The sequence below is a fragment of the Reichenbachiella agarivorans genome, assembly GCF_025502585.1.
Taxonomy (GTDB): domain Bacteria; phylum Bacteroidota; class Bacteroidia; order Cytophagales; family Cyclobacteriaceae; genus Reichenbachiella; species Reichenbachiella agarivorans.
In genome coordinates this window covers 4,131,281-4,153,508 of sequence record NZ_CP106679.1, presented here as the reverse complement: position 1 = coordinate 4,153,508, position 22,228 = coordinate 4,131,281, and the positions used below count along the sequence as shown (strand labels likewise).

Annotated in this window: 19 protein-coding genes; 15 read left to right on the top strand and 4 right to left on the bottom strand. The window is 43.0% G+C overall.

The features are described from left to right. Positions 1-184 precede the first annotated feature (184 nt). The 12 genes from N6H18_RS17195 to N6H18_RS17140 all read left to right on the top strand — a co-directional run bounded on the left by N6H18_RS17195 (position 185) and on the right by N6H18_RS17140 (position 10,640). A complete protein-coding gene (locus tag N6H18_RS17195; RefSeq protein WP_262309518.1) occupies positions 185-562 on the top strand; it encodes a response regulator in 378 nt (125 codons plus the stop codon). A 262-nt stretch (positions 563-824) separates the two neighbouring features. Continuing rightward, positions 825-1,190 (top strand): STAS domain-containing protein, encoded by a 366-nt coding sequence (locus N6H18_RS17190; RefSeq protein ID WP_262309517.1) that lies wholly within the window; start codon positions 825-827, stop codon positions 1,188-1,190. Next, the gene (locus tag N6H18_RS17185; protein WP_262309516.1) at positions 1,187-1,561 is read left to right on the top strand and encodes a response regulator; all 375 of its coding nucleotides are present in this window, start codon (positions 1,187-1,189) and stop codon (positions 1,559-1,561) included. Before N6H18_RS17190 ends, N6H18_RS17185 begins: the two co-directional genes overlap by 4 nt. Further along, positions 1,561-3,600 carry a chemotaxis protein CheA gene (locus tag N6H18_RS17180; protein ID WP_262309515.1) on the top strand — a complete coding sequence of 680 codons (2,040 nt, stop codon included), beginning with the start codon at positions 1,561-1,563 and terminating at the stop codon, positions 3,598-3,600. Before N6H18_RS17185 ends, N6H18_RS17180 begins: the two co-directional genes overlap by 1 nt. Beyond that, positions 3,597-4,124, top strand: coding sequence for a chemotaxis protein CheW (locus N6H18_RS17175; RefSeq protein WP_262309514.1), 528 nt, complete (start codon positions 3,597-3,599; stop codon positions 4,122-4,124). Before N6H18_RS17180 ends, N6H18_RS17175 begins: the two co-directional genes overlap by 4 nt. A gap of 2 nt (positions 4,125-4,126) precedes the next feature. Next, entirely contained in the window at positions 4,127-4,702 is a 576-nt protein-coding gene (locus N6H18_RS17170; RefSeq protein WP_262309513.1) for a chemotaxis protein CheW, read from the top strand. A 5-nt stretch (positions 4,703-4,707) separates the two neighbouring features. Further along, positions 4,708-6,702 (top strand): methyl-accepting chemotaxis protein, encoded by a 1,995-nt coding sequence (locus N6H18_RS17165; protein WP_262309512.1) that lies wholly within the window; start codon positions 4,708-4,710, stop codon positions 6,700-6,702. A gap of 10 nt (positions 6,703-6,712) precedes the next feature. Beyond that, entirely contained in the window at positions 6,713-7,588 is an 876-nt protein-coding gene (locus N6H18_RS17160) for a CheR family methyltransferase (protein WP_262309511.1), read from the top strand. Beyond that, positions 7,585-8,469, top strand: a complete 885-nt coding sequence (locus N6H18_RS17155) for a sensor histidine kinase (protein WP_262309510.1) — start codon at positions 7,585-7,587, stop codon at positions 8,467-8,469. The genes N6H18_RS17160 and N6H18_RS17155 overlap by 4 nt, the downstream gene beginning before the upstream one ends. After that, positions 8,466-8,948 carry a chemotaxis protein CheD gene (locus N6H18_RS17150; RefSeq protein ID WP_262309509.1) on the top strand — a complete coding sequence of 161 codons (483 nt, stop codon included), beginning with the start codon at positions 8,466-8,468 and terminating at the stop codon, positions 8,946-8,948. The genes N6H18_RS17155 and N6H18_RS17150 overlap by 4 nt, the downstream gene beginning before the upstream one ends. Then, complete coding sequence (locus N6H18_RS17145) at positions 8,941-10,029, top strand: protein-glutamate methylesterase/protein-glutamine glutaminase (protein ID WP_262309508.1); 1,089 nt, start codon at positions 8,941-8,943, stop codon at positions 10,027-10,029. Before N6H18_RS17150 ends, N6H18_RS17145 begins: the two co-directional genes overlap by 8 nt. Then, entirely contained in the window at positions 10,026-10,640 is a 615-nt protein-coding gene (locus N6H18_RS17140; RefSeq protein WP_262309507.1) for a hypothetical protein, read from the top strand. The genes N6H18_RS17145 and N6H18_RS17140 overlap by 4 nt, the downstream gene beginning before the upstream one ends. A gap of 140 nt (positions 10,641-10,780) precedes the next feature. On the opposite strand, the gene N6H18_RS17135 is transcribed toward N6H18_RS17140, so the two are convergent. Beyond that, complete coding sequence (locus N6H18_RS17135; protein ID WP_262309506.1) at positions 10,781-11,500, bottom strand: DUF5686 family protein; 720 nt, start codon at positions 11,498-11,500, stop codon at positions 10,781-10,783. Further along, positions 11,397-13,301 (bottom strand): DUF5686 and carboxypeptidase regulatory-like domain-containing protein, encoded by a 1,905-nt coding sequence (locus N6H18_RS17130; protein WP_262309505.1) that lies wholly within the window; start codon positions 13,299-13,301, stop codon positions 11,397-11,399. The genes N6H18_RS17135 and N6H18_RS17130 overlap by 104 nt, the downstream gene beginning before the upstream one ends. A gap of 454 nt (positions 13,302-13,755) precedes the next feature. On the opposite strand from N6H18_RS17130, the gene N6H18_RS17125 reads away from it, so the two are divergent. Then, positions 13,756-16,143 carry a TonB-dependent receptor domain-containing protein gene (locus tag N6H18_RS17125; RefSeq protein WP_262309504.1) on the top strand — a complete coding sequence of 796 codons (2,388 nt, stop codon included), beginning with the start codon at positions 13,756-13,758 and terminating at the stop codon, positions 16,141-16,143. Positions 16,144-16,201: 58 nt separating this feature from the next. Here N6H18_RS17125 and N6H18_RS17120 read toward each other — a convergent pair whose 3' ends face one another. Then, on the bottom strand, positions 16,202-18,703 hold the full coding sequence (locus N6H18_RS17120; protein WP_262309503.1) for a TonB-dependent receptor domain-containing protein: 2,502 nt from the start codon (positions 18,701-18,703) through the stop codon (positions 16,202-16,204). A gap of 66 nt (positions 18,704-18,769) precedes the next feature. After that, a complete protein-coding gene (locus N6H18_RS17115) occupies positions 18,770-19,624 on the bottom strand; it encodes a helix-turn-helix domain-containing protein (RefSeq protein WP_262309502.1) in 855 nt (284 codons plus the stop codon). Between the two features lie 363 nt (positions 19,625-19,987). Between N6H18_RS17115 and N6H18_RS17110 the strand changes: the two genes are divergently transcribed. Together N6H18_RS17110 and N6H18_RS17105 are read left to right on the top strand one after the other, a co-directional pair. After that, complete coding sequence (locus tag N6H18_RS17110; protein ID WP_262309501.1) at positions 19,988-21,016, top strand: hypothetical protein; 1,029 nt, start codon at positions 19,988-19,990, stop codon at positions 21,014-21,016. Positions 21,017-21,025: 9 nt separating this feature from the next. Then, positions 21,026-22,228: a family 16 glycosylhydrolase gene (locus N6H18_RS17105; RefSeq protein WP_262309500.1), complete on the top strand. Its 1,203-nt coding sequence runs from the start codon at positions 21,026-21,028 to the stop codon at positions 22,226-22,228.

Here is a 22,228-nt window from a genome sequence, read left to right as displayed (position 1 = left end):
GAATTGTTGAGTTTCAAACTGGCTGGTCGCTAAAGATAATCCAGTATGAGTAAAGCAGCAAGATAATGTCAATCCTGAATGCATCTAGGTCTTTTTGCTTAGAAATAAATGGCGAGAATGTAGGATTGTGGAAAGAAGGGCCTGAACCTAACTTTGATCTCAAGTTTAACTCAATCAAAAGCCTATGAAAACTGTTCTAATCGTCGATGACTCTGCTTATATGAGAGCCCTGATCAAAATAGCCCTGACCGATGCGGGTTATGATGTAATAGGAGAAGCAGAAGAAGGTGCCAAAGCACTAGAACTCGCTAGATCATTGAAGCCAGATTTGATTACCCTCGACAATATCCTTCCTGACATGTTTGGGATCGAAATTTTACAACAACTGGTTACAGAAAAGAACTCTGCTCGTGTCATCATGATCAGTGCTGTTGGTCAAGATCGTATCATCGAAAAAGTCAAGAAGATGGGTGCAGGAGGATACATCGTCAAACCATTCGAACCAGAGCTGTTGCTCAGTGTGGTACGCGAGGTAAGTCAGATGCCTGCATTGAGTGCCTAACAGCAAGTAGATAATTGCCATTTTTTTGAATAAATACCATAGATCTTTTAATTCCAGCTAGTTGCAAAAGAATCTAGGCATAAACACTTAGAAAAAATTGACGGATTTGGGTGATTGACTCCCTCTTGTTTTACTTCTAAATTATGTCAGAATTGAAACCAAAACCAAACTAACATGTGCAAGCTATCTATCCGCCAGACTCAGGGTATGTCTTCCAGCTCATTGATGAGCGATACGCTCATCTCTCAATCTAACTTATGTTATGAATTCTACACCCACTACTGATATGGACATGATCACAGAGCAATCTGCGGGACTCAAGATACTCTTGGAGCCGTTTGGTAACGAAGGTGATGGGGTCACCATATCACTCGAAGGTATGCTCACCATAGAGCATGTGACAGAGATATATCAAAAGACAGAAATGGCCATGACACAGTTTGCGCGTGTCAATATTCAACTCTCTGCCGTAGAAGAAATTGACCTATCCGTGATCCAACTCTTCTTTTACCTTCAAATTTTGGCAGATGAAGCGGGCAATCATTTGAATATTCAACATCATCTACCACAAGGATTGACTGATTTGATAGACAAATCTGGATTAGACTTTACAACCCAAACACCATGAACAGAAGTATTCTCATAGTAGACGACTCAGAAAGTATCAGAGAGCTGGTATCTGTCACGCTCAGTAGCGAGGGCTACACCGTGTACAAAGGAGTCAATGGTCTGGATGGACTCAAACAGCTCGGTTTGATTGAGGAGCGTGTTTCTCTGATTATCACAGACCTATTTATGCCAGAGATGGATGGGTTGGGCTTGATCAAAGAAGTCCGTAAGGATGAAAAATACAAGTATGTACCCATCATCATGCTGACCACCGAATCTCAAATGGAGAAGAAGTTGGTCGCCAAAAAGGAAGGCGTGACTGGCTGGATCGAAAAGCCCTTTGATCAAGACAGGTTAATCAAAATCGTACAAAAAGTCATCAGGAAATAATGAACGCAAACGACCTAATTCAACTAAGAAATATCTTCATGGAAGAAGCTGGTGAGCTTTTTGAGAAAATCGAAAAAAGCCTGCTGGCTGCTGAGAAATCTCCCGAAGACCCGTCGCTAATAGCCGCGCTCTTTCGTTCTATTCATACCCTCAAAGGGAGTAGTGGTATGATCGGATCCAAGAAGGTGACGGATTTTATTCACAACCTAGAGAGCATCTATGACAAGGTACGGTCGGGCATGATCCCATTGACCAAGGAGATTATTGATTGCACCTTGCAGTGCATGGATCATGTCAAGGTATTGATATTGACTCCAGAACTCAAGGATGCCAAGGATCTCAAAAATGATCAAGAACTTACCCAACGAATCAATGAAATTCTCATTGATTCTGCCAAATGGACACAAGATCAGCAGCCAGCTCAAAGCAAAGTCCAGTCAGCACTACATACCTACTACGTTTATTTCAAACCCAACGAAAATTTCTTCAAGGATGGTTCGAATCCCCTCTTGCTAGTCGAGGAGTTGACAGAGATAGGGGAGACCATGGTGTATGCCAGAGTAGATTTGGATGTCAGTAGTGAATATGATCCGACCAAATGCTACACTTCTTGGCAGGTGATTTTGGCGACTGACGAGCCTATGTCCAATATCAACGAGACTTTCATCTTTACACAAGAGTCGGATATCAAAGAAGTAAAACATCTGGCAGCAGGCAATCTGTTGGCAAATCAGAATTTTATTGAGCACATGCCTGCTATGTACAGTTCGGAGGATGTCAGCTATGAGCGTGTACAATCCATCATCAAGGAAATTGAAAATATAAAAGTGGAGGACAGCACTCCCGAAGTGAAATCCAGCAAAGTCGAGTCTATATCCAGTATCAGGGTTGCTGCTACCAAACTGGATGAGTTGATGAATCAGGTATCTGAGCTCATTACTTCTCAGGCGGCCTTGTCTCTTTATGCTAAAAACAACTTTGACCCAACATTGGAAGCGATCTCCGACAACATGGAGAAGATCGCGAGACAGTTGAGAGACACGGCGTTTGACATGACTTTGCTGGAGATCGAAAACCTCTTTGCGAGATTTCATCGTTCGGTGCGTGATATTTCTGCTACACTCGGCAAAGCCGTCAATTTCATCACAGAGGGGGGAGACACTGAGTTGGACAAGACCATCATCGACAACCTAGCCGATCCATTGATGCATTTGATCCGCAACAGCCTAGATCATGGTATCGAGACCCAAGAGATTCGTGCACAGCGAGGTAAACCTGAGAAGGGAACCATCCTACTCAAATCATATTATTCTGGTGCGAAAGTATATGTACAGATCAAAGATGATGGCAAAGGGATCGATATCGAAAAAATCAAGCAAAAGGCGATCAGCAATGGATTGATCAAAAAGACAGACGTGCTATCTGACAAAGAAGCGCTCAATTTGATCTTCGTCCCTGGGTTTTCGATGGCCAAGAATGTGACAGATATCTCTGGCAGAGGTGTCGGAATGGATGTGGTCAAAAAGAACGTGCTGGATCTGAGAGGGGACATTTCAGTAGAGAGCTCACTAGGAGAGGGTACGACGATTACCATTGGGTTGCCATTGACATTGTCTGTGATCGATGGATTACAGGTCAAGGTACATGATACAGATTACATCATACCTCTGTCCAGTGTTGAGAAATGTTATGAATTGAAAAGGGCATCATTTGTCAATGATTTCAACCAAGTGGTGACATTGGATGATGAGCAGTTTCCATACATAGACTTGCGAGGAGAATTTCAGCTCCCCGAAGAGAGCGCACCACTGCTCAACAGCATCATTTTGGTCAAAGACCATGACCGTGAGGTTGGATTTTGTGTAGACGAAATCGTGGGAGAGTATCAAGCGGTGCTAAAGCCCGTCGGCAAATATTATAGAAATCAAGAATTCGTGTCAGGAGCCACCATATTGGGAGATGGCAAAATCGCGCTCGTATTGGATACCAACAATTTGATCTCAAAAAAACACTCTAACCTAAAATTAGCAGCATCATGAGTAGCCTGTTAGACAATGAAGTAAAGGAAATGGTCGATCTCAAGACTTTTTTGACCTTTGATCTAGAAGGGGAGACCTTCGGCGTAGAAGTCAAAAAAGTGGTCGAGATCCAAGAAATGACCAACATCACCAAGATACCCAACGCCCCCAAACACATGGCAGGCGTACAAAATCTCAGAGGCAAGATACTGCCGCTCATTGATACCAAGGTCAAATTTGGGCTGTCACCCATAGTGCCTACGGTCGATACTTGTATCATCGTGATAGAGATGATGGTGGAGGGAGAGAAGACCCTGGTGGGGACGCTGGTGGATGCGGTACAAGAGGTAGTGTCTGTACCAGCGGATAGCATCCAAAGTTCACGCAGTATAGATGCCAAGTTTGACCTAGAGTATGTCTCTGGGATGTTCAAAAAGGATAAAAAATTCATCATGCTTCTCAATTTGGACAAAGTATTTTCTCTGGAGGATTATGATTTTGGGACAAGCAACGAAATGGAATCTAAAAAATCAAAACAAGCATAGTCATGGGAGCAGTAGCAATCGATACACAGGTACCGCAGCATGTGCTGAGTTTTGGACTGGACAAGGAGTTTTTTGCAGTCAATGTGACCAAGGTGATAGAAATCATCGAGGTACCCAAAATCTCAAAAATACCCAAAGCGCCTGAATACATGAGTGGTGTAATCAATGTACGAAACCATATGGTGCCACTCGTAGATACCAGAGTGAAATTGGGGATGAAACCTACAGAATTTACCATAGATACTTGTGTGATCATCGTAGAGATCAACGCCAATGCACAAAGGCTGGCTGTCGGGATTTTGGTAGACGAAGTATTGGAAGTCATAGACCTGGTCAAGGATGAAGTACGCCCTGCACCCAAGTTTGAAACCAACGAATACGAGCGATTCATAGTCGGGATGTTTTCTATAGAGGCCAATTATGCCATGATTCTGGATTTGGATCAAATATTCTCTGTCAACGAGGTGATTGCATTGGAGTCGATCACTCAGACACAGATAGAAAACGAGAAGGAGCAAGCCAGCGGAGGTAAAAACACTGTTGCCAAAGGCCAAAAGAAGTCGACCAACAAAAACTAACAGATATGAGATTTACCATCAAAAACAAATTAATCGTCTACGCTGCTTCGATGTTGGCGGTGCTATTGATCATAGCTTGGGTGTTTTTTGCTGTGATAGGCAAACTGGATCGCCTCAATCAGGTAGATGTAGAGATGCACGGCATATCTATCAATACTGTGAAAATGATCGGTGCGCAAAATGAGTTTATTTATCACGAAATCAATACTGCAAAATTTTATGAAACGGGCAGTAGCACTTCTTTGAATCAATTGGAAAGCGACCATCAAATGATCATCAATGCTGTAGAATGGTTGAAAAATAATCCAATGATATCGAAATATGGATTGGACGATGATATGATCCAAATGGAATCGCAACTACAGCAGTACGACAGTGATTTGACACAGTTGTCAGTGACCTCCATGAAGAAGAGTACGGCTGACAATGGTTTGGTTGGTGCTTTGAATCAAAAATTAACAGCTATCAGTGCGTACTATAAGCAGAGTGAAATAGCAAGTCTATTGACCTATTTTGAGAGACAAACAGAGTCTGTCAGCATAGGAGATGTCAACCGTGTTTTACAGCTGATGGACGAGGTGGCTTCAAATGGCAAAGAAGATTTGACCACTGAATGGGATGAAATCAAAGGATTGGTCGTAGAGATCAATGAAGTAGAAAAGGCCATTGGTTTTGACAACAATTCAGGATTGAGGAAAAAGCTACTGGCTTCTGCAGCACAAATTGACGCCAGTGTTGATCAACTGAATACGGACTGGGCAGCATATTCTTTGACAGACAAAATGGGGATGCGTTATACGATTATTTATACAATTGTCGCAGCGTTGATCTTTACTTTTTTGATCTCTCTGTGGACAGTGTCAGTAGTGACCAAATCTGTAAAGCATGCCTTCAATACCATCAAAACCTTTGCGAACGGTGATTTGGAAGCCAAAGTGACCAAGGTGAGCAATGACGAATTGGGAGATTTGATTGATCGATTTAGTACGATGACGACCAACTTTAGAAACCTGATCGGAACCCTCAAAGGAGTCGGCAAATCTATGGTCGTAGCATGTCATGAGATGAACAAGACCACGCATAGCATTGCAGATGGAGGATCAGAACAGGCGAGTTCTGCGGAGGAAATATCCGCGTCAATTGAAGAAATAGCAGCCAACCTAGAGCAGAGTACCAGAAACGCTCGTGAAACAGAAATGATCGCCAATAGAGGTGCACAGCGCATCAAAGACAGCAATGATGCTGTCAAGAAAACGGTGGTGTCTATGAAAATCATCACTGACAAAATATCGATTATCGGAGAGATCTCTCGTCAAACCAACCTCTTGGCCTTGAATGCAGCCGTAGAAGCAGCAAGAGCAGGAGAACATGGCAAGGGATTCGCCGTGGTGGCAGCTGAGATACGTCGCTTGGCAGAACGCAGTCAGTTAGCAGCCAATGAGATAGATCAGGTATCAGTGTCCAGCGTTGCTACTGCAACAGAATCAGCAGATATGCTAGAGACCGTCGTACCTGAGATCGAAAATACCGCCAAATTGGTCAGAGAAATCGCCAATAGTACCATCGAGCAAAACAACGGTGCAGAGCAAATCAGCAGTGCCGTACATAAATTGAACGATGTGGCACAAAACAATGCTTCTAATCTCAGTGAATTGGCCAACAATGCCGAAGGACTGATCAAATTGTCAGATCAGATGGCACAAGTGCTTTCCTACTTCAAAACAGAGGAACGCAATACGGATAGTCAGTCGATTCAACAGTTGAAATCAGTCACCAATGCAGGCGCAAAACCACAAGTGTCAACTCCTGCATCTACACCACTCAAGACTAAAACAGTGACACCAGTGAAAACTGAACGAAAAGCAGTAGTGGCGGCACCAAAAGTATCTGCTAGGAGGCCAACAACAACCGTAAATACCAGCAAAAAAATCATCTCTGGAATCAATCTGGATTTGGGAAAACCATCAGATGTTTCAGATTCTGAATTCGAAAGCTTTTGATTGAATGAAAATGGAAAAACCTAGCCTAAAAGAGACCATTACCAATCCGCTGTCACGAAAGACACTGAGTCAAAGTGAATTTTTGAAGTTGAGTGAATTCATCACGGCCAATTACGGAATCAAACTTCCCGATCACAAAAAAGTGATGGTAGAAGGGAGGCTTCAAAAAAGGCTCAAAGAACTCAACCTGAACAGTTTTGCTGAGTACATCGACATGGTATTGGGCAATGAAGAAACAGTGGAGGTTGTGCACATGATCAACGCCGTGTCGACCAATAAAACCGATTTTTTTAGAGAGTCAGCTCATTTTGATTTTATGAACGAAGTGGTTTTGCCACGATTGTTTGAAGAAAAACGCGCCAGTGAACTCAAAATATGGAGTTCGGCAGCCTCTACGGGCGAGGAGATTTATACCATAGCCATCGTGATGGAGGAGTATATGAAAAGACACAGTCTTACTCACCGCTCTTATTCTGTGATGGGGACTGATATATCAGTGGATGCCCTGCATACAGCTGTCAATGGTGTGTACAATATGAGCAGGATTGCCAATTTGTCTCATTATTTGAAGCAAACTTATTTTCTCAAGAGTAAAGACCCCAACAAGCCAATTGTGCGAGTCAAACCTGAGTTGAGAGCCAAAACCAGCTTTGGTCGCCTCAACCTGATGGATGAGGAGTACTTATTGGATGATATGTATGACATTATTTTTTGTAGAAATGTCCTGATCTATTTTGATCGCCCCAACCAAGACAAGGTCATCTCACGTCTGGTCAGAAGATTGAGACCAGGTGGCTATCTTTTCCTCGGCCACTCAGAGTCACTGTTCAAGAGTGAACCCAGCTTGAAACTAATAAAACCCACAATTTACCAAAAATCGCTATGAGTAATCTATCTGATCAACAACTACTCGATGAATTGAACCTCCGGTTTGAAGAGAAGAACAGACTCCTAGATGAGCAAAAGCAGTTTATGGCGGATCTAAAAACTGTCAACGAAAAGTTGCTTCAATCCGAAAAATTGAAGTCACATTTTCTGTCCAATATCAAAAATGAAATCAACAATCCGATGACTTCTATCATGGGACTGTTGCGCATGAATTTGTCTGACAGTGTGACTACAGAATCAGCTCAAAAGAATACACGCTTGATCTATAGAGAGGCATCTGTACTCAATTTTCAGATGCAAAACTTGTTTATGGCTGCAGAGTTGGAGGCTGGAGTGGCATACATTGATCTCAAGAAATTCAGATGTGCGGAGGTAGTGGCAGAGGCAATATCTCATGTACAGAGTCAAATGGGTGACCACCAAATTGACTGTGTCATGGATGCAGATGTGAACCAAACGATACTTTCAGATCGAAATAAGTTGCTTGTTATTTTGTCCAATTTGATTTCCAATGCCCATAAGTTTTGCGATGCATCATCTGGTAGAGTGACTGTCGCACTAAACAAAATGGAGGATCATCTACTTTTCTTAGTGAGTGACAATGGAGTAGGTATCTCAGACGAGGACAGAGCCAATATTTATGATCGATTCAATCAGCTAGACGCAGGGACGACCAAAAATTATGGAGGTCATGGCTTGGGACTGTCCATTGTACATTCGCTGGTCGATCTGCTGGATGGGACGATGAAGATCGAGTCTCAGATAGGGAAAGGAACTGTAGTGTCGGTGATCCTGCCTATAGAAAATGCCTCAGATGTATCGCCACTTTTCGAGGAAGATTTCGAATTGTTTTCTGATACCAACGAAGAAATATTTTGAGTAAGGTCGAGACCATAGCGACCCACTTTCTGTATCCTTCCAACCTTTTCGTAGGGACTACTCATACTGAAGTGACCACCGTATTGGGGTCATGCATCTCAGTGTGTCTCTATGATCAAGTCAAAAAAATTGGAGGGATCAATCATTATATGCTTCCTTTTTGGAATGGACAAGGTTTAGCCTCTGTCAAATTTGGCAACATTGCCATAGAGCGCTTGATCAAGGAAATGTACAGGAAGAATTGCAAACCTGAAAATATGATCGCCAAGATTTTTGGAGGAGCCAATCAGGTGGATTTTACGGCGAGAATAGGAGATAGAAACGCTGAGGTCGCCCGAGATATGCTCAAAGAATACGGTATCAGACTCGTAGCACATAATACCGGTGGTCAGAGAGGACGCAAAATCATCTTTGACACAGTGTCTGGTGTAGTGAGAATGAAGTTTGTGGGGAAGGCTAAACAGACAGGGGGTGAATAAGGAAAAGATAAAAATATTGATCATCGACGACTCTCGTGCTGTGCAGCGGATGTTGGAGTTTATCATTGCCCAGAGCGAAGACTTGGAAGTGATTGGGGCCGCATCGGATGCTTACGAGGCAGTAGAGATCATGAGAGAGGTGAAACCCAATGTGATCATATTGGATGTGAGAATGCCTCGCATGGATGGATTGACTTTCCTGAAAAAACTTATGAGTCAACATCCGATCCCTGTGATTGTATTTTCATCCCTGATCACTAAAAATCCAGAGATAGGTGTCAAGGCATTGGAATATGGTGCTGTGGATGTCATTGATAAACCCATCATTGATTATAAGAACATGACGACTACTTTGATGCAGGAGGCAAGGTTGCTCAAGGTGATTCGTACAGTAGGTCGCTCAAAGCTCTCCACCAAGAACACGAGTTTTGAGAGAAATGCTGTGTCTCGTATGGCGATCTCTTCGGTAGCCACTTCCAGTACGGATGTGGTCATATGTATCGGAGCATCTGCTGGGGGGACTCAGGCAGTCAAGCATTTGTTGGCTCGGTTACCGGATAATTTACCTCCGATTTTGATTGTACAGCACATGCCTGTGGAGTTTACGGGACAGTATGCTAGGTATCTCAATGATGTTTGCTCAATGACTGTCACAGAGGCCATAGATGGTGAAAAGCTACAGTCAGGTCATGCTTATGTAGCACCAGGTGATCAGCATCTGACCGCTGAAAAGCATGGGGCGGGCTATCGGGTCAAGCTGTTGGGAGGTGAGAAAGTGTCAGGACACAAACCCTCTGTGGATGTCTTGTTTAGGTCTGCTGCGAATGTGATCAAAAGCAGAGCCATTGGTGTCATCCTCACTGGTATGGGCAAGGATGGTGCGGCAGGGTTGCTGGAAATGAAAGGTGCCAACAGCTATACCATCGCACAGGATGAAAGCAGCTGTGTCGTGTTTGGGATGCCGATGGAGGCGATCAAACTCGGAGCTGTTGACCAAGTATGCTCCTTAGATGATATCCCGCAAGCAATGATTAGTCTATTGAATAAAATGAAAAATATAAACCATCAACCAACAACATGATGATAGAGCAACTACAAGGTAAGGAACATCAGATTGCTACCAATTTGATCAAAGAAGGGCTGGATTGCGCTTCCCTTACATTATCAAGTATTTTGAAAACACCGATTGCCATCAAGAAGATCGATTACGGGTATGATTCGTTTCAGGCAGTGATGAGTAAAACTCGTGCCAATGCGTCTGACAACTATTATTTACTACGTACAGGTCTGATTGGTGAACTCAAGGGGGTGTGCCATTTGATTTTTACTGCAGAGGAGATCGCCAAAATCAATGAGACCTGCCTACCAGCAGCTTTTCAACAGAGCTCTTCCGTGGAGGCAGCACAGTTGAGTGAGGGTTTTTTGACCGAATTGGACAACATCGTCGCGGCATCAGTGATTACCCAGTTTTCCAACTATCTGGATGTAGATCTGTTTGGTCATGTGCCGAGTCTCCATATCATGCCTCCTAGCGAATTGGAGGAATACTTGGGTCATGAGGCTGAGCAGTTCAACAATGTGGTATGCTTCAAAGCCAATTTTATAGGAGAGGAACTTGATATCTCACCAGACTTTACTTGGATGTTTCAAGACCATTTTTTGAATAAAATCAAAGAGAGAAGCCAAGAGTAATTCATAAGGCACAGCTGGAGCAGAAACGATGTCCTTTGGTGTATCTGGTTTGAGCATTTAGAAGATGGCAAGGAAATAGGATGATGATGCTTTTGTCTAAAGTCTAAGGTTTAGCCAACTAGACTTTTGGGCTTGGGTCATCAAAACCCAAGCCCAAGCCGAATACCTTGAGACTGGTGTTTTCCTTCCATGATAGAGTTGAAATAATCGACTCTGAATAGTTTGAATATATGTTCTATACCTACTCCTAATTCCAGATAATTGTTGATAGAGTCGGTATGAAGGTAGTGCAAGGAGGCAATGGCTTGGACTTTGCTTTTTCGCAACAATGGAAGCTTGTTGAACAAGAATCCATTGAAGTGATGGGTGAAGTGCCCCTCTATCCAATGCCCGTTGGTACTGTAATAATAATAGTCTAGCAGTTCAAAATAGTCATCCTGAAATCCAGTGAATACGGAGGCGTTTGTGTTGAAGTGCTTATAGTCTATGAATTCCATGTGATGGGTATTGAGAAACAGTCCAGTCTCGATGTTCCATACGCTCGTACCCCAGAGTCCTAATTTCAAATCATTTTCTACCTTGATTTCCAAAAGGTCATAATTGATCGGTGCACCAATTGCAGCAATTCCTTTAGAATAATGGATGTTAAGTTTAGGGTATTTGTTGCTTACAATTATTTTTTTGTCAGGGAGAGTAATGAATTTCTGAGCAAATCTGATCGAGACATCCAGATCAAAAATAAGGGCTTCATGCTCGTCAAATTGGTAATCCTGTCCCGAGATATTTTTCTGGAGTATTAGGAGTAAAATCTTTTTTCTCTCTAAAAAACCATGAATAGTCGGTGTTGTTTGTGAGTTCATTTCTCTGCGCATAGAGCAAACGGGGTTTGATAAAAAAACCATTGAGTAGTTCCTGTTGGTAGCCCAAATCCATAAATGTGCTTTCATACAACTTGATATAATTGTTGCGAAATACCATCGTTGAAATTGAATTGATCAACGGAGTGATGGGATTGTCACCATTGAACTGCCTCACGAAATGACCACCATGGATGCTTAATTCTTCGAATTTTGACCGATTGAGATATTGTTTGTATTTTAATTGACCGTACAAATGATCGCTAGCCAATCCATAGCGCAATTCAGGAGTTATATCTCTTATTGTATTTCCATTGTTTTGTTGGCTGTATTTTACCCTGAGATTGAATAATATTCCCTCGACAGTATTGTATTGTATGAATTGATACAATGCGGGAGTACTCAGACTATACTGTTTGACACTGTTGTGGTAGCGATAGCCACTATAGGCTAGTTTTCCTAACGTGATTCTGTTGTGAATTTTATCTGTTGAATCTTTGTAGACGCTGGTTTTTTTAAACTGTTCAAATTGACCTTTGATCTGATAGTCTTTTTTTTCGATGGCTGTAAGTGGGATGGGTCGGACTTTGTCCCAGTACTCATCATTTCGCTCGTTGGATCCTTTTTCTATCTTGAGGATTTCGTTTTTGACATCATTTTTGTTAAAAGATTTCAGCTTTTTGGGTCGTGCGGTGCTGTCGATTTGGATACTAGGATTTTCTCTTTTTTGGTAGTAGGTGGGATTTAATTCCACACGGTAGTCTGAATAGATGGCAGAAAAGTAGCCAGATCCCTTGAACCCAAAGGTGTTGAGATAGAACTCAAAGTTTTGCGAAAACATCACCCAAGTACTATCTGCCACAGGTGCATGTACTTGCTTGACAGTCAACACATCCAAAAATTCCATTTGATGTTCTTTGGTTAGGGTGAGTTCCAAGCTAGACACCCTCCATAGATCTTCGATGATGTACAAGTATCCTTCAAATGTAGGGTCTGCTTTTCTTTTGGGGTACACCCTGATTTTGTTGATGAGATGATCTCCTTCTGAGATGACGCCTTCCAATTTGTAATCATAGAAAAAGAAGGCGTTTTTGGCGAGAGGGGACACAAAACCACGTTCTGTGAGTCCATCTACTGTGAGGATATTGTCATAAACTGAAAACAAAGTTTGAGATGCTTGATTAAAACTAAATGACGATTGGCTACCACTGACTTTGGAGGAAATCATTCGTTCAGAAACCTTGTCAGGACGTTGAAAAGTCAGTTCAGACACAGATTCTGACAAGTACACAATTCCAGTATCAATTGGGATTTGTACACCAAGAATCTGAGCGGGTCGCTCATCGAGACGTTGAAGACCCTTCATGTACACTTGACACTGATAGGCATTGATTTCCTCCGAAAATCGTTTCTTTCTCTTGATGGTCTCACGTATGATGTCGTAAGCAGGGTCTTCATCTGTAGCATTGACGACTACTTCACGGAGCGTTAGTGCTTCTGCCTTTAGGACTACATCTAGTTTTAGGTTGGTGTTTTTTATGGATATTTTGATTCGCTCTTTGTGGTATCCTACATATTGAAATACCATGTAATAATCACCAGGCTCGATATTGATTGCATACTTTCCTTCTATATTGGTGGTAGTCCCTAGAGTGCTTCCTTCTATGTAGAGTGTAGCGTAGGGCAGAGGTTCACCCTCTTCGTTGGAGATTTTTCCCGATACGATAGCAGCCTCTGCATCTGTGCAAATGCTGACAATCACTATCAGAGATAGCAGACAAGGAAGGAATGTTTTTTTGATCAAAATTAAGTTTATGTGATGTGACTCATGAGATTAACTTACGTAAAGGAGAGAAATCTAGAGTAACTTTTTATGAATCACTCAATAATTTTGTGTTCTTAAAATAAAAAAGCTTGCTAGTGTAAACAAAGAAGCTTTTACGGAGCGGACGGGACTCGAACCCGCGACCTCCTGCGTGACAGGGAATGTTTGTTTCAAGATGTTCTTATTTGGTTTTTAAGTACCTATTAATTGTGCTTTTTTGGAGGTTTTGAAACTCAGTTGTAGATCAGTATGATGGTTCAGAAGGGGGCTGTTTGAGTCAGGTTTTTTCGCTCGTAAATACTGACAGGACTGACATTTTTGAGGGGTTGTCTGGTCACAATTGAACCTATTGCTTGAATGGTTGTCCAAATGTTCAGATTTAGACTCTAGGTATGGAATTTGCGGATGCAAGTTTGACATTAATTATGATTCTATGAAACACTTTAAGACTCTCAGATTTATTCTATTTTTTTCTTCTCTCCTTATCAGTTGTTTTTCTTTTTCCTACGCCCAAGTTCAATTATCTGGCCAAACCATCGACGAACAAGGCTTTGGGGTGCCTTTTTCTAATATAGCGGTGCTGTCAGTTGTGGATTCTTCTATCGTCAATGGGGGTGTGTCAGACTTTGATGGTAATTTCAAGATGAACGTACCTGTAGGGGAGTACCATATTCGCCTCTCGTACATTGGATACAAGACCTTGCTTCTCGATCATCAGAATCTCAGTGCCAATTTGGATCTGGGAAAGATCACACTGCAATCTGATGTGAAACGCATGGAAGAGGTAGTGATTGAGTCTAGAAAATACGATGTAGAAGTCAGACCAGGAGTGAAGGCGTTTAATGTAGGTGCATCACCAGCCTCTGAGTCAAGCAATGCCCTGGATATGCTCCAGAACATTCCTTCTACTTCGGTGGGCTTAGACGATGAAGTATCATTCAGAGGAAGAAAAGTAGCCATTTTCATAGATGGTGTGGAATCGGATGTAGCCAATATTTTGGAACAGATACCTGCCAGTGAAATTGAGTCCATTGAAGTGATTAGCACTCCTTCTGCCAAGTATGATGTAAAAAGTGGAGAGAGTATCATCAATGTGGTACTCAAAAAGGGGAAGCGACAAGGGACTTTTGCCGATGCAACTTTGGGAGTAGGCAATGACAACTTCAAGCGTGCTAATGCTAACGCCAAGTGGAGGATGAATCAGTTTGAAATAGGGGGAGGTACCAATCAAAAATGGGATACCAGTCTTGATAACGGAGACAGTTATAGAACCAGCTACCAGGGAGATACTACACAGCAAGATCAGCTCTACCGTGGTAGCAATGATAAGTATGATCAATACTACCATTTCAAGACGCAATACCGAATGAATGAGGATAATTTAATTCAGCTTAGTGCTTCTACTGGAATCAATAATTTTGATAGAGAAAAGAACTTTGACGTGATTTACTCAGATGATGAAGTGGTCGACATGACTTTGGATCGATCAAGGGTAGATGAAGATCAGCGTCATTGGTTTTGGGGCAATTTCTTGTTCAAACAATCTTTTAGAGAAGGGAAAAGTGAGCTGAGAGCACGAGTAAAGTATGGCTACAGCGACAAAGACGAAGAATTTGTTTTTCTTGACAGTACCTATAATGCTGATGGGAGTTTTAGGGAAGTAAGCCGTCTGGATCGGGTCAGTGATCAGATGACAGGAGATATTAGCCAGCGTTATTCTCTTGACTATGAGCATGGTCTCGGAGAGAATTATCGGATAGAAGTAGGCGCAGCACTGTGGCTGAGAAATTCAGAGCGTATTTATGATTATTATTCCTATGATGAAAATGCTGAGTGGGAGCAAGATACGGGTAGGTCTAATCAGTACATCTATTCGGAGAGGGTATCCACTGCATATAGCCAGTTCAATGGTAAAATGGAGGGATTTGAATCTCTGAGTTATAGCCTAGGGTTGCGTGCAGAACATACCTCCTTGGACCCTCATGCAGTAGGAATCGAAGAAAACTACCTGAACCAATATTGGCGCATTATGCCCAGTGTGCAGCTGGCCTACCAGATGGACGAAAGCCAGAGTCTGTCTTTTAACTACTCGACCCGAAACAAAGCACCGAGCCAGTACAGACTCAATCCATTTGTGACTTACTATAGTCCTACAGCCATCAGCTATGGTAACCCATACCTGAAACCAGAATCGATCAATGCATTAGAACTGAGTCACGACAAGACTTGGAATGGTGATCAGGTTTACTTGAGTAACAGTATCTATTACAAAAGAGTCAAAGATGCAGATATTCATTACCGCTTTGAGGACGAAAATGAGATAGTCAATTTTACTTATACCAACGTAGATGCAGCCGCTTCTTTAGGATGGGAATTGATTGCTAATTTCAAGCCTATCGAGAAGCTTCGCATCAATACCAGCATGAACTTGTCTAATGCTGCCTACACGACTTATACCAGTGCGCAGGAGCAGTTGAGGAGGAGAGGGACAAACTTTTCGACCAAATCCAGTTTGGAATACCAGTTGGCCATGGGCTTTTCTACTCAGTTGACCATGAACTACTTTTCTCAGCAGTTGACTGCTCAGGGATACAATGAACCCTACTACTTTGCTGATCTCGTGATGAGGCAAAAGCTGTGGGATGACAAACTAAGTGTGAGCGTTAAGTTCGCCGATTTACTTCATAGCTGGGAACGAAACAGTGTGGTAGATCAATCGGATACTTTTGAGTCCGCTAATACCTACGAGCGAAACTCCGTACGATACTATCTCACAGTAACCTATCGCTTCAGCAAATTGAAGTGGGGAACAGAATCTTAAAAGTGTATTAGTCAGGTCAGGTTTTTGAGAACCTGACCTGACTATCTTCTCTCTGCAATCAGAACTCTTTGTTGCCAAACTCACTCTCTGCAAACTTGGCTTTATTTTTTAGCTTGTTGAATTTGTAGCTCACATTGACCATAATCATGTCTACTTCATAGACGTAATTAGTAGTCGTGTAAAAGGCCTTTCTTACTCCATCCGTTGGGTCTATGTAATCACCAGTAGTGGTTATTCGTTGTTCATTAGTCTCCAATAGACCCATATCCATATTCAGCCATTGTAGGGTGGTGGTTAGTCTATCCTCAAGAAATCTTTTGCTTAGCGTCAAATTAGGCGAGTAGTATCGAGAGTCTTTGCCTTGGGCTGTGATTCGTTCGGACAGGTAGTTAAGTGACCATTGTAGGTCCATAGTAGGCGATAGCGCGAATGTGGTATTGATGTTGGCTGAATATTGCCAGGCTTTAGGGTTGATTTTCGTGTTATTAAATGTTCCGTCGATTTGATAGTGGTACACGTTGGCTCCCGCGTAAAGTTTCCACCATTGAGTCAGGTTTAGATCAGTCCCAATTTCCAGTCCCAATGCCTTTCCGCTACCCACATTGGTGTAGATACGATTGAGAACCGTATCGCTATCCACCGTGTTCACCCTGTTGATTACGTTTTCAGTATTGCGAAAGTAAGCAGTAGCATAAAATGAATGATCATCAAAATCTTTGATCGCCCCCAATTCGACTAAATCGATGAATTCAGGCAATAGGTTGGCATCTCCCTGTTCCAGTGTTTCAGAATGCTCCTTTTCCTTAAAAGGGTTCATTTTGAAAGTAGTAGTTCGTTCTACTCTTTTGCTGTATGCAGCTTTGATTTTAAAATCTTCACTTAGAGCATACTGTAGGTTAGCAGATGGAAACAAGCGGAAGTAGTCATAATCTAAAACCTGCCTTTGGTCGCCAATACCTCGACCTACATAGTCTAGTTCCCTGTTCATCAATTCTGTTCTTAAACCTATTCCATAGCTCCATTGATCGCGTTCACCATCCAGATCAACGTAGGCAGTGTGTATGTTCCTTTTTAAGTTGAGGTTACTTGAGTATTCGGGTACGATATTCCAAGTGTTCGAATCAAAATCATATGCTTCGTACAAAAAGTCCCCTTGATGATCCAGGTATCTGAATTGATAACCTAATGTCCACTGTCCTAAAAGCGAAGGAGCCAAAGTGTAATCGAGGTTAAATCTGGTGCCATAGAGCGGGTTGTCATTGGTATTGTATTCATCATTGTAGATGGTCTGGTTTTCAGGCCAGTGGGTGTCGAGATTACGGTTGGTGGTAGGGCCGCCCAGTAGCGTGTACTCATATAGGGCGGATACACTGATTTTCGACGAATTGGCGAAACTGTGGTTATAATCAAAACTTCCGAGTGCAAAGTCACCTGTTCGGATTCTCAGGTTTTCGTTGTAGTAGTCGAAGGCACCTGTTTGTGTACCGTCGGACAAGCGGTAGGTCTTGTTGTCGTAGTAGATGTCGGCTCTGCGGTCGTTTGATCTTTTCCCTCCGTAAAAGCTAAGGTTAAAATCATTTCTTTCGTTGGGATGAAATCCTAATGCTACACGTCCTGAGTAGTTGGTTTCGTCGAAGCTTCTTTCTCCATCAGAAGGGAATTCCGTTCTTTTGTCACCAATCTCAGTCCAGACATCTCCTTCTCTTCGGCCAGACATGTCATTTCTGAGGTAGCTTCCTCCTACAGCTAAATCCCATTTGTCTTTTCGGTAGTTGAGGGTGAAGTCTGCACCATATCGCTGGGTGGCTTCTTTGTTGTCGTAGGGTTCTATGCTGGGCAGGCCTGCTTTGGCGTTAACTTGAGCAAATAGACCATCGGTGGCATTTTGGGTCGTCACGATGTTGATAATTCCGGCTTTGCCTTCTGAGTCGTACTTGGCAGAGGGGGCTGTGATTACTTCCACGTTTTGTATGGCATTGGCAGGGAGTTGGCTCAGTAGCATTTTGGGATCGGACTGGATGGGTTGTCCGTTGAGTAGGACGACAAAGCCTGTGCTGCCACGCACTGAGATGTCTCCTTCGGCATTAAGACTGACAGAGGGCATGTTGCGCAATACGTCGGTGGCGGTACCTCCTTGGCTATTTTTGAATTGATCCGCTTCATAGACCTGCCGATCGACCTTGTGCATGGTGGTTACCTTTTGGCCAGATACGACAAGTTCTTGCAGCATTTTATCGTTGGGGATGAGCTCGATGGTACCGAGGTGTATGTTTTCTTTTTTGTCAACTGCTATGTCGGAAAGGTATTTGCCTTGAAATCCCATGAACTGGATGTTGAGATAGTATTGTCCCGTTTTGATCTTGGAAAGCGTAAAAGTTCCGTCCGCAGCAGACACCACACCTGTGACCAGACTGCTGTCCGCTTGGCTGTAGAGTGCCACACTGGCAAATTCGATTGGCGATTTTTCACTGCTATCTACCAGTTTACCATTTAGGATAGATTGAGCGATAGAGGTTTGAATCATAGCCAATTGCAATGCCAGAAAAATGAGTTTTTTCATTCGTGTGTAATTTTGTGTTGTCGATTAATAATTGTGTTTCAAAAGTAGAAGGTCGTATGACAAGAGTTATGGTCTATTTGAAAATACTCTGGTACCATACCTTTTTCTCTTTCGATACTCTTGAGGTGTGATTAGACACTGGCGTTTAAAATATTTAGAAAAATGGGATGGGTCTTTGAAATCCAGCTCATACGCTACCTGTGCCACCGACATAGAGGTATAGTCTAGCAACCGTTTGGCTTCACCGATGATATATTCGGATATGAGTGCTGAGGTCGATTGCTCTGCTGCCTTTCTACAGACTTGGTTCAGGTTTTGGGGGCTGGTATGGAGCAAAGTTGCATAGTGAGCAACTTGGTTGGTGAGTGGTCGCTCCGTTTCTAACAGGTTGATAAAGTATTGGAAAAGGTCAGACTTTTTCTCTGTATAGGGAAAGTGCTTGTCTGTCAGTTCTATGGCTTTTTCTAGAAGGGCTTTGAGTAGATGGATGAATATCGTCTTTTGGGATTCTCCAGCTTTTTCAAACTCCAGATGCAGCAATCGAAAATGTAGCTCGATGGATTCGTCTTCTACAGGCAGGTAACTGGTTTTGGATAAGGCAAGCAGTTGTTGGCGTAGCTCCAGGTCTTCAGATGCTTCTACAAAATCATTTTTGATAATGATCACATAGCCCTCTGGCTCTGATTGGATGTTCCAGTGGTGGATTTGATCCCTGCGCATGAAAAACAAAGTAGGGCCTAAGATAGGATAGCTATGATGGTCTATGCTGTGGCTACCAGATCCTTTGGAGAGATAAATGATCTCAAAATAATTTTTGTGCTTATGTGCTTCGGTTTTCCGGATGTGTTTCCGAAAGGGGGCGATTTTCAAGATTTGTCCCTGTTCTGTTTTGTCTTTGATCTCGATACTTACCTGTTTCATTGTGAAAACCAAGTCTTAATTTTATATGGACACAAAATGAGAGATGACGCGAGGGGAGATTCCATGATCACCTCCTTTTTCATCACGTCATGGGTTGCTATGGCAATGATACATACAAACGCCAATGACTGTAAGCAGCATCCTTCACAATTCTGTTTCTACCATCCAATTTAGTGAGTGAATACCCCTTTTGTAGGTATTACTCCAGTCAGTGAGCAGGGGAGAGTAGGGATGAGAAAACAGGGGTGTTTTGTGATTTCCGTACTTCATTTGTTTCCCCCTTTATTCCCTATCCAAATGCCCCCCGAGGGTACCGTTATATCCTTCTAGTTTTGACAAGTACTGAAAGACTTATTGATTCCAATGAACATTAAAATAATCAGGATATTGGCTGCTTGCTTTGCATTGTTTTTGAATTTTCCTGTGAGCTTTGCTCAGAGTGTGAATCCAATTGTATGGCAGTCGGTGGATTTTCAAAGCGAGGGTTTTTACGTGGATCAATACACAGGTCAGGGTTTACTGGCTATCCGTCCAGATGAAAAAAATAGTACATCAGTCAGTGCCACAGCCACCCATGTGTTTGATGGTGTGGATGGCTACTATGACATTGTTTTCCACGGTGTAGGAGAAAATGACGGAAGTAGCAGTTTTTTTCTTTTTGTCAATGGTCAAGCAATAGGTGGTGAGATTCGACTACCGCTCAACAAAAAGTCTTGGGAAGTAGGTGATTCATACAATGCTATTTTAAAATCCCTGAAGTTGGAAAAGGGGGATGAGATTTCCGTCAGGGGAGTGACCCATTCTGCGGATGGCAAGGAGTGGAGTCGTGCCAGATGGTTGAAGCTTAACCTAAGTCTATCTGATCAAGAGCCAAAGTTGTTCGTAGAGCGGGGAGGGGTACTGTTGATAGAGGCCGAAGAGACCGAACTGCGAGGAGATTGGAGGGTCGTTCAGTCATTTGATGAGCAGGCTGCTGGTGAGGGGCATTTGGAGTTTGTAGGAGACAACAGCTATGGTATTGCTGCCAACCAAAATACCCTGCGATATACCGTTCAGGTGACCAACCCTGGTTTGTACCAAGTCAAATGGAAATCCAGAAATGGCAAGGAAGCTGAGCGCTTCGACGAAAGGAATGACAGCTGGTTGCGAGTGAATGCCGATGCTTTCTTGGGTACTCAAAGGGGTTTGCAAACAGACCTTACTGGAGATTTTGCCAAGATGTGGGTTCAGGATCTTCAGTCTTGGTCTTGGGACTGCTATGGTGAGCATCACGGTGTGAACGGTATGCAGCTATATGCTGAGTTTGAGGAAGCAGGGATTTACACGATTGAAGTGTGCGGCAGGTCTCAATACCACCCGATAGATCAGATACTACTCTTTAAAGTGAAATAGATATACATTATGAAGAAATTAATTGTATGGTGTTGCCTGATGGCAATTGTAGAAATAAGTCAAGCACTGCCTCCTTTGCCTCCATTGGGCTACAGGTGGGTGTTGCAGCCAGAGTTTTCGGATGAATTTGATGGAGATAAGTTGGACAGTGACAAATGGTACGACTACTACCCTGGCTGGCAAGGAAGGCCCCCAGCACGCTTCGAACCACGCGCGCTGAGTGTTTCGGATGGCTATCTTCTGATCCAAAACGGTGCGTTCAAAAAGCCCGTGAGAGATTACAGCATGTACGGGGGTGCGGTTGTGTCCAAGTCGTCTGAAGCCCATTTTGGATACTATGAGTGTCGGTTCAAGGCCTCTAAGATTGGGATGTCAACGACTTTTTGGCTCTCTAATGACAAGGAGCCTTTCGAGGAAACCGATTGTCCTGGAGATAGCTACAGTCAGGAGCTAGATATCCAAGAGTGTGTAGGTGGCAATGCCAGTTTTCCGAAATTCGAAGAGGGAATGAACTCCAATACGCACTATCGCTATGTAAAGTGTGAAGGTGGACGAGAAAATTTTATATCCAAAGGAGCTGGGACGAAGCTATCATCTGAGGTGACAGAGGATTTTCACACCTATGCAGCATGGTGGCGTGATGCTGAGGAAGTTTACTTCTATGCAGATGATGAGTTTTTTCAGTCCGTTAGGTTTAGTAAGGATATTTCTCAGCAACCCTTCGACCGTCCCATGCATGTCAATATGGTAACAGAAACCTATGATTGGCAGCCAGCTCCTTCTGTCGATGAGCTACAGGACAAATCCATCAATACCTCCTACTACGACTGGATCAGAGCTTACAAACTGGTGCCAGTGGATCAGAGGGATATGGCATCTGAGTCGGTAGAGCTCGACTTGTATGATAATAAAATTTACCTCCAGCAGGTGCCAAAGGGTATTTTTCAATCTCGAAATTTTTCGCTTGAGTACGTTTTTTCCAGCAACGAAAACGCCAAGGTGCTGTGCAAGATCGTGGAGCGGGAAAAGAAAGAGACGAAGACCGTACAAAGTAGTGAGTGGTCTGCCTACGCAGGTTTTGGTCGTGGGCAAGTGGAGTTGGAACTGAACTTTAATCCAGCGCTGACCAAAACCTACCAACTGGAACTCGACCTAGTGTCTGAGGACTCTGGAGAGGTACTGAAGCGCGTGAGTTATGACTTGTCAAACTAA

Coding starts and splice junctions, on each gene's coding strand:
- N6H18_RS17195 (WP_262309518.1), top strand. CDS start 185: ATGAAAACTGTTCTAATCGTCGATGACTCTGCTTATATGAGAGCCCTG.
- N6H18_RS17190 (WP_262309517.1), top strand. CDS start 825: ATGAATTCTACACCCACTACTGATATGGACATGATCACAGAGCAATCT.
- N6H18_RS17185 (WP_262309516.1), top strand. CDS start 1,187: ATGAACAGAAGTATTCTCATAGTAGACGACTCAGAAAGTATCAGAGAG.
- N6H18_RS17180 (WP_262309515.1), top strand. CDS start 1,561: ATGAACGCAAACGACCTAATTCAACTAAGAAATATCTTCATGGAAGAA.
- N6H18_RS17175 (WP_262309514.1), top strand. CDS start 3,597: ATGAGTAGCCTGTTAGACAATGAAGTAAAGGAAATGGTCGATCTCAAG.
- N6H18_RS17170 (WP_262309513.1), top strand. CDS start 4,127: ATGGGAGCAGTAGCAATCGATACACAGGTACCGCAGCATGTGCTGAGT.
- N6H18_RS17165 (WP_262309512.1), top strand. CDS start 4,708: ATGAGATTTACCATCAAAAACAAATTAATCGTCTACGCTGCTTCGATG.
- N6H18_RS17160 (WP_262309511.1), top strand. CDS start 6,713: ATGGAAAAACCTAGCCTAAAAGAGACCATTACCAATCCGCTGTCACGA.
- N6H18_RS17155 (WP_262309510.1), top strand. CDS start 7,585: ATGAGTAATCTATCTGATCAACAACTACTCGATGAATTGAACCTCCGG.
- N6H18_RS17140 (WP_262309507.1), top strand. CDS start 10,026: ATGATGATAGAGCAACTACAAGGTAAGGAACATCAGATTGCTACCAAT.
- N6H18_RS17135 (WP_262309506.1), bottom strand. CDS start 11,500: ATGAACTCACAAACAACACCGACTATTCATGGTTTTTTAGAGAGAAAA.
- N6H18_RS17125 (WP_262309504.1), top strand. CDS start 13,756: ATGAAACACTTTAAGACTCTCAGATTTATTCTATTTTTTTCTTCTCTC.
- N6H18_RS17120 (WP_262309503.1), bottom strand. CDS start 18,703: ATGAAAAAACTCATTTTTCTGGCATTGCAATTGGCTATGATTCAAACC.
- N6H18_RS17115 (WP_262309502.1), bottom strand. CDS start 19,624: ATGAAACAGGTAAGTATCGAGATCAAAGACAAAACAGAACAGGGACAA.
- N6H18_RS17110 (WP_262309501.1), top strand. CDS start 19,988: ATGAACATTAAAATAATCAGGATATTGGCTGCTTGCTTTGCATTGTTT.
- N6H18_RS17105 (WP_262309500.1), top strand. CDS start 21,026: ATGAAGAAATTAATTGTATGGTGTTGCCTGATGGCAATTGTAGAAATA.